This window comes from Pandoraea captiosa (assembly GCF_902459775.1).
Classification (GTDB): domain Bacteria; phylum Pseudomonadota; class Gammaproteobacteria; order Burkholderiales; family Burkholderiaceae; genus Pandoraea; species Pandoraea captiosa.
Genome location: NZ_CABPSQ010000012.1, coordinates 1 through 12,339 on the forward strand (window position 1 = coordinate 1; position 12,339 = coordinate 12,339).

Genomic DNA, 12,339 nt, shown 5'->3' on the forward strand with positions numbered 1-12,339 from the left:
CGCTGCGTCGCTGTCGTTGCGAGAGACGAGATATTAGTGAAAACCCGAGACCCTGGCAAGCACTTTGTGAAAATAATCTGAAAACCCATGAAAAAGCCCCGTCGCGACGGGGCTTTTTCATTTCACACGGCGTCAGGAGACGCCGCTTTCCTACTTCCCGCTCACGACTTCTTCTTGCCGAAGTAGCGCTCATAGATCGCGTCATACGTGCCATCCGCCTTGATCGCATCGATGCCCTTGTTGATCTTGGCGAGCAACGCTGCGTCGCCCTTGCGCACCGCGATGCCGTAAAACTCCTTCGGGAAGCTGTCGTCCGCCACCGTACGGAGCTTGGCATTCGGATTATTCGCAATGAAGTTCACTACCACGCCGTTATCTGCGACCACCGCATCCACGCCGCCAGCCTCAAGTTCCTTCATTGCGAGCGGCGTACCTTCGAAGCGTTTGACGGCCGGATTGTTCTTGCCCATCAGCTTCTGAACGACCTCGTCGCCCGTCGTTGCCGTTTGCACGCCCACCTTCATCGATTTCAGATCGGCGAATTTCTGCACTGTCGAATTCGCCGGCACAGCAATCAGTTGCGATGCCTCGAAGTAAGGCGTCGAGAAGTCCATCTGCTTGCTTCGCTCGTCGGTGATCGTGATTGCGGAGATCAGTATGTCGCGATCGCCCTGCACGAGGGAATTGAAGATGCCCTCGAAAGGCGTATTGATGAAGCGGATGGAAATGCCCGCCTTGTCGGCGACGGCCTTCATCACGTCGATATCGAAACCCGCGATCTGTCGGTTATCGGTTTCAAACTCGAACGGCGCATAGGCAGCGTCCGAGCCGACGACGTACACCGGCTGCGAGCCATCAGGCCCGACCGAGCGCCCCGCAGCCGTATCCTCCTTCTTCCCGCAGGCACTCAACAGCAGCCCCGAAGCCACGACCATGGCCAGCGCAAATGCACGTCGTTTCATCGACATCGTTTCGTCCCTTGCTGAAAAAACCGGCAGACTATCATAGGACGACCTCCGCTCAAGAGGCCGTCCCGGGTTTTTCACAACAGCTCAGCGATGCTTGAAAACCGGCTTGCGCTTCTCGACGAACGCAGCCATGCCTTCCTTCTGATCTTCCAGCGCGAAGAGCGAATGGAACATGCGACGCTCGAATTGAACGCCCTCGTCCAGCGTCGATTCGAAAGCCCGGTTGACGGATTCCTTCGCGGCCATGACCACCGGCAATGAAAATTCGCAGATGGTGTTCGCGGCGCCAATCGCCTCATCGAGCAGTTTATCGAACGGCACGATGCGCGACACGAGGCCGGCGCGCTCGGCCTCCGTGGCGTCCATGAAACGTGCCGTCAGGCACATGTCCATCGCCTTGGCTTTCGATACCGCGCGCGTCAGACGCTGCGTGCCGCCCGCACCGGGAATCACGCCGAGCTTGATTTCGGGTTGACCGAATTTCGCGTTGTCGGCAGCAATGATGAAGTCGCACATCATCGCCAGCTCACACCCGCCGCCCAGGGCAAAACCCGACACAGCGGCGATTACCGGCTTACGGATACGACGTACCGTCTCCCAATTGCGCGTGATGTAGTCGCCCTTGAACACGTCGGCGAAGGTGTACTTCGACATCATGCCGATGTCCGCCCCCGCAGCGAACGCCTTCTCGCTTCCGGTGATCACCATGCAACCGATGGCTTCGTCCGCATCGAAGGCGGTGAGCGCTGCGCCCAACTCGTCCATCAGCGCATCGTTGAGCGCATTGAGCGCTTTCGGACGATTCAGCGTGATCAGACCGACGCGACCACGCGTCTCCACCAGAATGTTCTCGTACGTCATCCTCTTTTTCCTCCAGTCAAAGTCTCGTCTTGTGATTCGGGGGCAGGCCTTCGCGCGAACGTGACGTCTTCGAAAACATCACCACCGCGCGAACGCCGGGAACAGATAAGGCGATGGGCGTGCCGCTGGTTCGCAACGGCGCTGCGGCGCACATGGCAGCACGGGTACGTGGCCTGCCGGGCGTCGACTGTAGTGGTTAGGCATGATGCCATCGATCCTCAAGGCACGCACCTTTCGTTCCGCCAAGCAGATCGTCCAACGCAGCGCACGGGACTCACCCCCGAAACGTGCTGAACATTCTTATATAGAGAGGAACGTCCGGCACACTTCGTCGTGTGCCGACGCGCCGACGCGCCGCGTCAACATCCGTCGGGGAAAACCCGGCGTCATCGCACGCCACGCCCAGAAGATTTGGTGCTATATTAACAAACCAACCGGTCGGTCAATTAATGTTCACGACAAACTCGATTGGGACGATCCGGTGCCGTTCCTGCGTCTTGCCGCGCGAGCCACAAACTTGCCCGCAGGCACAGACAGCGAATCCGCCAGCCGCATCCCGACACGGACAGATCCACAACCATGACTCATCCCCTCTTCGCCAAACACCAAGAGACTCTCGAGCGCGCCCTTCAGGCCATCGCCACGCGTGGGTACTGGAGCCCGTTCACGGAAATGCCGAGCCCGCGCGCTTATGGCGAGACGGCCGCCGCCGATGGCGAAGCCGCTTTCAAACAGTATCTGAACGCCGCGTTCCCGCTGGAGCAGCGTGGCAGCACGGGCACCGTCGGCCAGGAAACCTCGCCGTTCGGCTTCGCGCTGGGCACGACGTACCCCGGTTTCGAGATCGACGCCCTGCTCGCCCGCGTGAGTGACGCTCACAAATCGTGGCGCGCCGCCACGCCGGACGCCTGGGTCGGCGTCTCGCTCGAAATCCTCAAACGCCTGAACGCCCGTAGCTTCGAGATGGCCAACGCCGTGATGCACACGACGGGTCAGGCGTTCATGATGGCCTTCCAGGCCGGTGGCCCGCACGCGCAGGATCGCGGCCTCGAAGCCGTGGCGTATGCGTGGGACGAACTGCGCCGCATCCCCGCCGATGCCTACTGGGAAAAGCCGCAAGGCAAGAACCCGCCGCTCGCGATGGAGAAGCGTTACACCATCGTGCCGCGCGGCGTGGCGCTCGTGCTCGGCTGCTGCACGTTCCCGACGTGGAACGGCTACCCGGGCCTGTTCGCCAGCCTCGCCACCGGCAACGCCGTCATCGTCAAGCCGCATCCGGGCGCCATTCTGCCGCTCGCCATCACCGTAAAGATTGCGCGTGAGGTGCTCAAGGAGGCCGGTTTCGATCCGGACGTCGTCACCCTCGCCGCCACGAACCCGAACGACGGCGCCATCGTCCAGCAACTGGCCAAGCGCGGCGAAGTGCGCGTGATCGACTTCACCGGCAGCACTGCCAACGGCGACTGGCTGGAAACTAACGCCCGTCAGGCGCAGGTCTACACCGAGAAGGCCGGCGTGAATCAGATCGTGATCGACTCGACGGACGACCTGAAGGGCATGGCCCGCAACATCGGCTTCTCGCTGGCGCTCTATTCCGGCCAGATGTGCACGGCGCCGCAGAACATCTACATTCCGCGTGACGGCATTCAAACGCCGGACGGCAAGGTGTCGTTCGACGACGTCGTCGCCGCCATCGCCGGCAGCGTTCAGAAAACGTGCAGCGACCCGGCCAAGGCCGTCGAACTGCTCGGCGCAATTCAGAACGAAGGGGTGCTCGCCCGTATCGACGAGGCGCGCAAGGTCGGTCGCGTGGTGCTCGACAGCGAGACGCTCCAGCACCCGGCTTTCGCCGATGCCCGTGTGCGCACGCCGCTGATCGTTGCGCTCGACGTTGCCGACGAAGCCACTTACACCCGCGAATGGTTCGGCCCGATCGCGTTCGTGATCGCCGTCGACAGCGCCGCGCAGGCGTTCGCGCTGGCCGGACGGACTGCCGCCGAACACGGCGCGCTCACGTTGTCTGCCTACACGACGTCCGCCGAAGGCGAAGCACAAGCGCTCGACGCCGCTATCGAAGGCCGTGTCGCCCTGTCGCTCAATCTGACCGGCGGCGTGTTCGTGAACCAGTCGGCAGCCTATTCGGATTACCACGGCACCGGGGGCAATCCGGCGGCGAACGCCAGCCTGGCCGACGCCGCCTTCGTGGCGAATCGCTTCCGCGTCGTGCAGAGCCGCCACCATGTGTCGGCCAAGTCCGAAGCGGGCGCCGCCTGACGCACGGCTACTGAGTCACATCCATATATAGAGAGAAGGACGGGAAACTCCTCACGCGAATACGACGGTAAGTCACTACCATAGTCACTCACCGTCGCACGACGGTCGCCGGATCCCTGTGCGACCGTTGCGCGACAGTTGCGCCATCGTTTGGCCATCGTTACGCGCACACCTCCCGCCTCAACGCCAAGACAGGAACGAGACACCATGACCGAAGCCTTCATCTGCGACGCGATTCGCACCCCCATCGGCCGTTACGGCGGCGCACTGAAGGACGTTCGCGCCGACAACCTCGGCGCGATTCCCCTCAAGGCGCTCATGGCGCGCAACCCCAACGTCGACTGGACGCTGATCGATGACGTCATCTACGGTTGCGCCAACCAGGCGGGGGAAGACAACCGCAACGTCGCTCGCATGGCTTCGCTGCTCGCCGAGCTGCCCATCGACGTGCCGGGAGCAACGCTCAACCGCCTGTGCGGTTCGGGCATGGACGCCATCGGCACCGCCGCTCGCGCCATCAAGGCGGGCGAAGCCGCGCTGATGATCGCGGGCGGCGTCGAATCGATGACTCGCGCACCGTTTGTGATGGGCAAGGCCGACAGCGCATTCTCACGTCAGGCCGCCATCTTCGATACGACCATCGGCTGGCGCTTCATCAACCCGCTGATGAAGGCCCAATACGGCGTGGACTCGATGCCGGAGACGGCAGAGAACGTTGCCGACGACTTCAAGATCAACCGCGGAGATCAGGATCGATTTGCGCTGCGCAGCCAGGAGAAGGCTGCCCGCGCGCAGGCCGACGGCACGCTCGCGCAGGAAATCACCCCGGTGTCGATCGCCCAGAAGAAGGGCGACCCGATCGTGGTCGAACATGACGAACACCCGCGCGCCACGAGCATGGAAGCGCTGGGCAAGCTCAAGGGCGTGGTCCGTGCGGACGGCACCGTCACCGCCGGCAATGCGTCGGGCGTGAACGACGGCTCGTGCGCCCTGCTGCTCGCCAGCGAGAGCGCGGCGAAGCTGCATGGCCTCACGCCACGTGCGCGCGTGCTCGGCATGGCCACGGCCGGCGTCGCCCCGCGGATCATGGGCATCGGCCCGGCACCGGCGACGCTCAAGCTGCTCAAGCAACTGAACATGACGCTCGACCAGTTCGACGTCATCGAACTCAACGAGGCCTTCGCCAGTCAGGGTCTGGCGGTGTTGCGTCAACTCGGCGTGGCCGACGACGACGCCCGCGTCAACCCGAACGGCGGCGCGATCGCACTCGGTCACCCGCTGGGTGCCTCGGGCGCCCGTCTGGTCACCACCGCGATGTATCAGTTGCATCGCACGGGCGGCCGCTTCGCGCTGTGCACGATGTGCATCGGCGTGGGTCAGGGTATCGCCATCGCCATCGAACGCGTCTGACGCACATTACCCCTCGGAGGAAGCCCCGATGACCGCCACGGTTCAACTGACGCTGACGGACAACGTCGCGACGATCACGCTCAACCGCCCGGAGAAGCTCAACAGCTTCACGCGGCAAATGCATGCGGAACTGCGCGACGCCCTGGATGCCGCGCAAGCGCAAGGTGCACGCGCCATCGTGCTGACCGGCGCCGGACGCGGTTTCTGCGCCGGTCAGGATCTGGCGGATCTCGACTTCACGCCGGGCGCCTCGACGGATCTTGGCGCGCTGATCGACGAAAACTTCAACCCGCTCGTACGCAAGCTGCGCGCAATGCCGCTGCCGGTGATCGCTGCCGTGAACGGCATCGCCGCCGGCGCAGGCGCCAATCTGGCGCTGGCCTGCGACATCGTGCTCGCCGGCGCATCGGTCAATTTCGTCCAGGCCTTCGTGAAAATCGGTCTGGTGCCCGATACGGGCGGTACGTGGTTCCTGCCGCAACGCGTCGGCATGGCCCGCGCGATGGGGCTGGCCATGCTCGGCGACAAGCTGTCGGCCGAGCGGGCCGAGCAATGGGGGCTGATCTGGCGTTGCGTCGACGACGCCGCGCTGCTGCCCGAAGCGCAGAAGCTTGCCGCACAACTGGCGACGCAGCCGACCAAAGCGCTCGCGACCATCAAGCACGCGCTCTACGCCTCGACGACCAACACGCTCGATCAGCAACTCGACCTTGAACGTGACGGTCAGCGCTCGCTGGGCGCGTCGTATGACTATGCCGAAGGCGTAAATGCGTTTCTGGAGAAGCGCGCGCCGACGTTTGAGGGTCGCTGAAGGACGGTAACCCCAAAGCAAAAAAGCAAAACAACGCCGCGACGCACCGCCAACGCCAACGCCAACGCCAAAACCACGCGCCGCGCGAGAGACCGACGACATAACTAGACAAGAGACACCGAGGAGCCCCCGATGAGCCAGACCTCCACCGCCGCCGCCGCTGCCGGCACGCCCAAGGCCGTCAGCGAGATGACGCCGGACGAACTCGCGCACGCTACCGGCGTGGCCATGTACAGCACGGACCGTGCGAGCCAATGGCTCGGCATGGAGTTGCAGGAAGTGCGTCCCGGTTATGCGCGCATGACGATGCGCATTCGCGACGAGTTCCTCAACGGTCACGCCATCTGTCATGGCGGTCTGATGTTCACCCTGGCGGATTCCACCTTTGCGTTCGCCTGCAACAGCTACAACGTGGTGACGGTCGCGGCGGGTTGCAGCATCGAATTCCTGAAACCGGTCTCCGGTGGCGATACGCTCACTGCCGAGGCGCAGGAACAGGTGCTTTCCGGCCGTCACGGCATCTACGACATTCGTTTGACGAACAGCGCGGGGGAAGTCGTGGCGATGTTCCGCGGCAAATCCGCACAGATCAAGGGCAACGTCGTCTGACGCGCCCCGGCAATACGCGCGACCGGGCACGGCCGCGCGAGACAGAAGCGTAACAAGCGTTAGAAGCAAGTCCCAAGGAGACAGTCATGACCACCGCCCTGCCGCTCGAGCCGATCGAGAAAGCGAGCCTCGACGAACTGCGCGCCCTTCAGCTCGACCGTCTGAAGACGACGCTGCGGCATGCCTATGAGAACTCGCCGGTATATCGCCGCAAGTTCGAGGAGGCCGGCGTCCACCCGGACGATCTGACCTCGCTGGCCGATCTGGCCAAATTCCCGTTCACGACGAAGAAGGACCTGCGCGACAGCTATCCGTTCGGCATGTTCGCGGTGCCGATGGAACAGGTCTCGCGCGTGCATGCGTCCTCGGGCACGACGGGCAAGCCGACGGTCGTGGGCTACACGGCGAACGACATCAGCACGTGGGCCGATCTGGTCGCGCGCTCGATCCGCGCTTCCGGTGCGCGTCGCGGCGACAAGGTGCATATCAGTTACGGCTATGGCTTGTTTACCGGCGGTCTGGGCGCACATTACGGCGCCGAGCGTGCGGGCCTGACCGTGATTCCGTTTGGCGGCGGCCAGACCGAGAAGCAGGTGCAACTGATTCAGGACTTCAAGCCGGACATCATCATGGTCACGCCGAGCTATATGCTCGCGATTGCCGACGAACTCGAGCGTCAGGGCATCGTGGCCGCCGAGTCGTCGCTGCGCATCGGCATTTTCGGCGCGGAGCCTTGGACGAACGACATGCGCAGCGCCATCGAGAAGCGCATGGGCATCGACGCCGTCGACATCTACGGCCTGTCCGAAGTGATGGGCCCGGGTGTCGCTTGCGAATGCGCCGAGACGAAGGACGGCCCGACCATCTGGGAGGATCACTTCTATCCCGAAATCATCGATCCGGAGACCGGTGAAGTGCTGCCCGATGGCGAGTTCGGTGAACTGGTCTTCACCTCGCTCACGAAGGAAGCACTGCCGATCATCCGCTACCGCACCCGCGACCTGACACGTCTGTTGCCGGGTACGGCGCGCACGATGCGGCGCATGGAGAAGATCACCGGGCGCTCCGACGACATGATGATCATTCGCGGCGTGAACGTTTTCCCCTCGCAAATCGAAGAACTGCTGCTGCGTCAGCCGGTGCTCTCCCCGCACTACCAGATCATTCTGGACAAGGAAGGCCCGATGGACACGATGGCCGTGGATGTCGAGGCTGCTGTCGGTTGCGACGACGCCACCGCCCTGCAAGCGGCGGGCAGCGAACTCAAGCGCGACATCAAGACGCTCATCGGCGTGTCGTGCGCGGTGCGCGTGAAGCCGGTCGGCGGTATCGAGCGCTCGGTGGGCAAGGCGCGTCGCGTGGTGGACAAGCGTCCGCGCTGAGGCGTCACGACAGAACACGACAGACGTCAGGTCAGCACGTCAGGTCAGCACGTCAGGTCGACACATCAGGTCGACACATCAGGTCGACACATCAGACCGACATGAAAAAGCCCGCGAATTCGCGGGCTTTTTCGTTGGCATTCCATCGTCGATCGAATGGAACCACTGCCTTTACTGGTTCGGCAGAAACACCCACATCCTGCCGCTCTGACGCATGCGACCGGCCAGATCGCCCGCATCGTCGCCGAGTCCCCAGAAGAAGTCGGCGCGCACACCGCCTTTGATGGCGCTGCCCGTGTCCTGCGCGAACATCAGTCGATTGATCGGCAAATTGGCCTGCGGGCCAAACGGCGGACGCGTCGTCGACAGGAACACCGGGCTGCCCAACGGAATCGAGGCCGGGTCGACGGCAATCGAACGCTCCGCCGTGAGCGGCACGCCCAACGCGCCGATCGGTCCTTCGATGCCGCCCACACCATGATTCGGCATCTCGCGGAAGAAGACGAAGCGCGGATTCACGTCGAGCAGCGCGTCGACCCGCGACGGATTGGCGCGCGCCCACGCGCGAATGCCCTGCATCGTCGCCTGCGCCGCCGTAATTTCGCCACGGTCGATCAACCACCGTCCAATCGACTTGTACGGCTGGTCGTTGTTGCCGGCGTAGCCCACCCGCATGACCGTCCCGTCATCGAGCAGGATCTGCCCCGAGCCCTGCACTTGCAGAAAAAAAGCCTCGATCGGGTCGTCGACATAGACCAGCTCGTTGCCGCGCAATATGCCGCTGCGCATCAGCTCGGCACGTGCGGGCAGCGTGCCGGCCTTGCGCCCGGCGGGCCACTTGTAGAGGGGCGTCTGGTAAGCGCCGCCCCTCACGCGCGAGCCGTGCAGCAGCGGCTCGTAGTAGCCCGTGATCAGGCCGGTCTGCGTGCCGTCGGCGTTCGCGATCCGGAACGGCGTAAAGTACTGTTCGAAGAACTGACGAACGGCGGCGGCGTCGAGATCGTCGAGTTGTTCGGACGCCCGGCAGGCCGGCTGCCATTTCGTCTGGCGCCCCAGCTTCACACACGTCTGGGCAAGCGCGAGACGTGCGCCGATGAGCGAATCGTCCTGCCAGCCGTCGACGTCGCCCCACGTCACGGCCTGCATGCGTCCCGCGCCGGAAGGCGGCGTGGCCACATTCGACGGCGGCACGCCTGGACGTGACGGGGTCGACGGGGGCACACTCGAACAACCATAGAGCAAGACGGCAAACGCGGCGAGCGCCAGGCCCCGGCCGACGCGCCACCGCCCGAACACATTCAGGAAAAGCGTCATGAGTAATCTGTTCGATGAGTATCCGGCGTTGCTGGTGTTGCCGGAGGTGTTGCTGGCAATCGTGATCGTTGCCGCTATCGTGGTGTTGCGACGCAAGCCGCCGCCCGGACGCCGGGTTCGCCGCACGCATGCGACACGGCCCATGCCGAGCGATACCGTGGATCCCATTGGTCCCCTCGGTTCCAGCGGTCCGGCCGATTCGCGCAACCCTGACCCGGCGGACGATCCGCTCAAACGCGAGGACTGGTCCGACGACCGTCGATGACGCCCACTCGTTGCGCGCATGCCCGCTTCAGTGCAACGTGCGCGGCATGGTCAGGGCGAATTCGGCGATGGGCGCCTCGAAGCGCGTGCCGTCCTCCGCCACACAGAAGTACTCGCCGCGCATGGTGCCCACGGGCGTGGCCACCATCGCCCAGCTCGTGTACTCGAACTGCTCGCCCGGCTGGAGGAACGGCTGATGGCCGACAACGCCCAGGCCATTCACTTCCTGCACCTTGTTGTCGCCGTCGGTGATCACCCAGTGGCGCGAAATCAACTGCGCCGGCACTTCGCCGCTATTGCGGATGGTGATCGTGTAGGCGAAGGCAAACTGCCGCCGGTCCGGTTCCGATTGTTCCGGGAGGTATTGCGGGCGCACGGTGACGGTAAATTCGTACTGGCTCATCGGGTGTTCCTGTAGCGCATGCGTGCTCTCTGATGTCGTTCTGGTCTATGTTGTCTGTATCGTCTGCGTCGTCTATGTCCTCGATGACTTGCAGGACGACGATCGGTTCATGCATCGTGACAGGCGCAAATCGCAAGCGCTGTCCCGTTTTGCAAGGCATTCTGCGGCAAGTCGTCGCGGGTCGCAACCGGCAAACGCGCCTGAATTGCCCCTGAATTGCCCCGCCATCGCCTCCTCCGAGACCCGGCGGGCGGCGCCTTGCCCCCGGCGCGCGGCAAGGCTTCCCAACCGGTCAATCCGACACACTGCGGGCAAGCGTCATGTGAAAGCTTTAAAATAGCGCTTTTGACGCTTTCCCCCTGCCCCGCCATGACGCAATTCTGTATCGCCCCCAGCATCCTGTCCGCCGACTTTGCCCGGCTGGGCGAAGAAGTCCGTAACGTCGTGGCAGCAGGCGCCGACTGGATCCACTTCGACGTGATGGACAACCATTACGTTCCCAATCTGACGATCGGCCCGATGGTCTGCGAAGCGATCCGCCCCCACGTGGACGTGCCCATCGACGTGCACCTGATGGTGCGCCCGGTCGATCGCATCGTGCCCGACTTCGCCAAGGCGGGCGCCAACCTGATTACCTTCCACCCGGAAGCGTCGGAACACGTGGACCGCACGCTGGGCCTGATTCGCGACAACGGCTGCAAGGCCGGCCTCGTCTTCAACCCGGGCACCCCGCTGCATTACCTCGATCACGTGATGGACCGTCTGGACATGGTGCTCATCATGTCGGTCAATCCGGGCTTCGGCGGCCAGTCGTTCATTCCGGAAGCGCTCAACAAGCTGCGCGCCGTACGCGCACGCATCGACGCTTATACGGCCGAGACCGGTCGCGAGATCCGTCTCGAAATCGACGGCGGAGTGAAGGTCGACAACATTGCGGAAATCGCCGCCGCCGGCGCCGACACCTTCGTGGCCGGCTCGGCGATCTTCGGCAAACCCGACTACAAGGCGGTAATCGACCAGATGCGCGCCCAGCTCGCGAGCGTCGCATGATCCAGAATCCGCACCTCCGTCTCGACGGCATCCGCGCGGTGCTGATCGACCTCGATGGCACGCTCGTCGACACCGCAGGCGACTTCGGCGTCGCGCTCAACGCCATGCTGGCCGACCTCGGCGCCGCGCCGGTGCCGGTCGAGCGCCTGATGACGTTCGTGGGCAAGGGCACCGCCAATCTGGTGCGCAAGACGCTTGCCGAACGCTTCCCGGCCACCGATATCGATGCACTGTTCGAGCGCGCACAGGAAAAGTACGAAGCCGTCTACACGTCCATCAACGGCGAGAACACGGTGCTGTACCCGGAAGTGCGCGAAGGCCTCGCCGCCTTGCGTGAAGCCGGTCTGCCCGTGGCGTGCATCACCAACAAGCAGCATCGCTTCGCGCTTGCGCTGCTCGAACACTACGGCCTGTCGGATCAGTTCGATCTGGTGTACGGCGGCGACTCGTGGCCCAAGCGCAAACCGGACCCGATGCCGCTCATCAAAGCCTGCGAAGCGTTCGGCGTCTCGCCTGCCCAAACGGTGCTTGTCGGCGACTCCGGCAACGACGCCCAGGCGGCGCGCGCAGCAGGCTGCCGCTCGCTCACGGTGCCGTATGGCTACAACCATGGCGAATCTATACAAACGATCGACACGGATGGTATAGTCGCCTCAATTCTGGGCGCTGCCCGGGCGATTCTGCCCAACGCAACGTCCACACTGGCGAACTGAATTCGCCGTCTTCCACACTGCATTCAAGCGCATGTTCCTGAACAAGAAACGGAGTCTTAGCGTGATCGACCGGGGGGCCTGGCCCTGGCGACGCTGGTCCTGCTGAACCCTTCCAAGGGGTGGCCGGGACCGTCGGAGTTCGTCTCCGGCAACCCGTTTCTTGCATCGTTGTTGTTCCCAAGAAGTCATTGATCGGCGCGTCGTCTACACCGTTTCGAACGGTTTGCATGGCGCGCGGATTCGTTCAGACGCATTGCGACGTTCGCATGGCTGGCATCGC

General features: G+C 63.7%; 12 protein-coding genes. 8 read left to right on the plus strand and 4 right to left on the minus strand.

Translation table 11 applies throughout. The annotated features are described in order from the left end of the window. Positions 1-161 precede the first annotated feature (161 nt). Both PCA31118_RS22195 and PCA31118_RS22200 read right to left on the minus strand, forming a co-directional pair. Positions 162-968, minus strand: a complete 807-nt coding sequence (locus PCA31118_RS22195; protein ID WP_150627167.1) for a basic amino acid ABC transporter substrate-binding protein — start codon at positions 966-968, stop codon at positions 162-164. Between the two features lie 84 nt (positions 969-1,052). Then, complete coding sequence (locus PCA31118_RS22200; protein ID WP_044457179.1) at positions 1,053-1,829, minus strand: enoyl-CoA hydratase; 777 nt, start codon at positions 1,827-1,829, stop codon at positions 1,053-1,055. Positions 1,830-2,408: 579 nt separating this feature from the next. Between PCA31118_RS22200 and paaN the strand changes: the two genes are divergently transcribed. From paaN to paaK, 5 genes are all read left to right on the plus strand, one after another. Continuing rightward, positions 2,409-4,103: a phenylacetic acid degradation protein PaaN gene (gene paaN, locus PCA31118_RS22205; protein WP_150627168.1), complete on the plus strand. Its 1,695-nt coding sequence runs from the start codon at positions 2,409-2,411 to the stop codon at positions 4,101-4,103. A gap of 207 nt (positions 4,104-4,310) precedes the next feature. Continuing rightward, a complete protein-coding gene (gene pcaF / locus PCA31118_RS22210) occupies positions 4,311-5,513 on the plus strand; it encodes a 3-oxoadipyl-CoA thiolase (RefSeq protein WP_150627169.1) in 1,203 nt (400 codons plus the stop codon). A 28-nt stretch (positions 5,514-5,541) separates the two neighbouring features. After that, positions 5,542-6,324, plus strand: coding sequence for a 2-(1,2-epoxy-1,2-dihydrophenyl)acetyl-CoA isomerase PaaG (gene paaG / locus PCA31118_RS22215; protein WP_150627170.1), 783 nt, complete (start codon positions 5,542-5,544; stop codon positions 6,322-6,324). Between the two features lie 189 nt (positions 6,325-6,513). Further along, positions 6,514-6,933, plus strand: a complete 420-nt coding sequence (gene paaI / locus PCA31118_RS22220) for a hydroxyphenylacetyl-CoA thioesterase PaaI (RefSeq protein ID WP_044458541.1) — start codon at positions 6,514-6,516, stop codon at positions 6,931-6,933. An 86-nt stretch (positions 6,934-7,019) separates the two neighbouring features. After that, complete coding sequence (gene paaK / locus PCA31118_RS22225) at positions 7,020-8,315, plus strand: phenylacetate--CoA ligase PaaK (RefSeq protein WP_150627171.1); 1,296 nt, start codon at positions 7,020-7,022, stop codon at positions 8,313-8,315. 171 nt (positions 8,316-8,486) lie between these two features. Here the strand turns inward: paaK and mltA are convergent, their stop codons facing one another. Next, positions 8,487-9,629: a murein transglycosylase A gene (gene mltA / locus PCA31118_RS22230; RefSeq protein ID WP_246190376.1), complete on the minus strand. Its 1,143-nt coding sequence runs from the start codon at positions 9,627-9,629 to the stop codon at positions 8,487-8,489. On the opposite strand from mltA, the gene PCA31118_RS27105 reads away from it, so the two are divergent. Continuing rightward, on the plus strand, positions 9,628-9,894 hold the full coding sequence (locus PCA31118_RS27105; protein ID WP_174990566.1) for a hypothetical protein: 267 nt from the start codon (positions 9,628-9,630) through the stop codon (positions 9,892-9,894). The genes mltA and PCA31118_RS27105 overlap by 2 nt on opposite strands. Before the next feature lie 27 nt (positions 9,895-9,921). On the opposite strand, the gene apaG is transcribed toward PCA31118_RS27105, so the two are convergent. Next, positions 9,922-10,296, minus strand: coding sequence for a Co2+/Mg2+ efflux protein ApaG (gene apaG / locus PCA31118_RS22235; protein WP_039393382.1), 375 nt, complete (start codon positions 10,294-10,296; stop codon positions 9,922-9,924). A gap of 369 nt (positions 10,297-10,665) precedes the next feature. Here apaG and rpe point away from each other — a divergent pair, with 369 nt between their 5' ends. Together rpe and PCA31118_RS22245 are read left to right on the plus strand one after the other, a co-directional pair. After that, positions 10,666-11,346 (plus strand): ribulose-phosphate 3-epimerase, encoded by a 681-nt coding sequence (rpe, locus tag PCA31118_RS22240; protein WP_039406078.1) that lies wholly within the window; start codon positions 10,666-10,668, stop codon positions 11,344-11,346. Beyond that, positions 11,343-12,059 (plus strand): phosphoglycolate phosphatase, encoded by a 717-nt coding sequence (locus PCA31118_RS22245; RefSeq protein WP_150627172.1) that lies wholly within the window; start codon positions 11,343-11,345, stop codon positions 12,057-12,059. Before rpe ends, PCA31118_RS22245 begins: the two co-directional genes overlap by 4 nt. Positions 12,060-12,339 lie beyond the last annotated feature (280 nt).

What these genes read in the sequence shown, in the direction of transcription:
- PCA31118_RS22195 (WP_150627167.1), bottom strand. Translation starts at nt 968, where the DNA reads ATGTCGATGAAACGACGTGCATTTGCGCTGGCCATGGTCGTGGCTTCG.
- PCA31118_RS22200 (WP_044457179.1), bottom strand. Translation starts at nt 1,829, where the DNA reads ATGACGTACGAGAACATTCTGGTGGAGACGCGTGGTCGCGTCGGTCTG.
- paaN (WP_150627168.1), top strand. Translation starts at nt 2,409, where the DNA reads ATGACTCATCCCCTCTTCGCCAAACACCAAGAGACTCTCGAGCGCGCC.
- pcaF (WP_150627169.1), top strand. Translation starts at nt 4,311, where the DNA reads ATGACCGAAGCCTTCATCTGCGACGCGATTCGCACCCCCATCGGCCGT.
- paaG (WP_150627170.1), top strand. Translation starts at nt 5,542, where the DNA reads ATGACCGCCACGGTTCAACTGACGCTGACGGACAACGTCGCGACGATC.
- paaI (WP_044458541.1), top strand. Translation starts at nt 6,514, where the DNA reads ATGACGCCGGACGAACTCGCGCACGCTACCGGCGTGGCCATGTACAGC.
- paaK (WP_150627171.1), top strand. Translation starts at nt 7,020, where the DNA reads ATGACCACCGCCCTGCCGCTCGAGCCGATCGAGAAAGCGAGCCTCGAC.
- PCA31118_RS27105 (WP_174990566.1), top strand. Translation starts at nt 9,628, where the DNA reads ATGAGTAATCTGTTCGATGAGTATCCGGCGTTGCTGGTGTTGCCGGAG.
- mltA (WP_246190376.1), bottom strand. Translation starts at nt 9,629, where the DNA reads ATGACGCTTTTCCTGAATGTGTTCGGGCGGTGGCGCGTCGGCCGGGGC.
- apaG (WP_039393382.1), bottom strand. Translation starts at nt 10,296, where the DNA reads ATGAGCCAGTACGAATTTACCGTCACCGTGCGCCCGCAATACCTCCCG.
- rpe (WP_039406078.1), top strand. Translation starts at nt 10,666, where the DNA reads ATGACGCAATTCTGTATCGCCCCCAGCATCCTGTCCGCCGACTTTGCC.
- PCA31118_RS22245 (WP_150627172.1), top strand. Translation starts at nt 11,343, where the DNA reads ATGATCCAGAATCCGCACCTCCGTCTCGACGGCATCCGCGCGGTGCTG.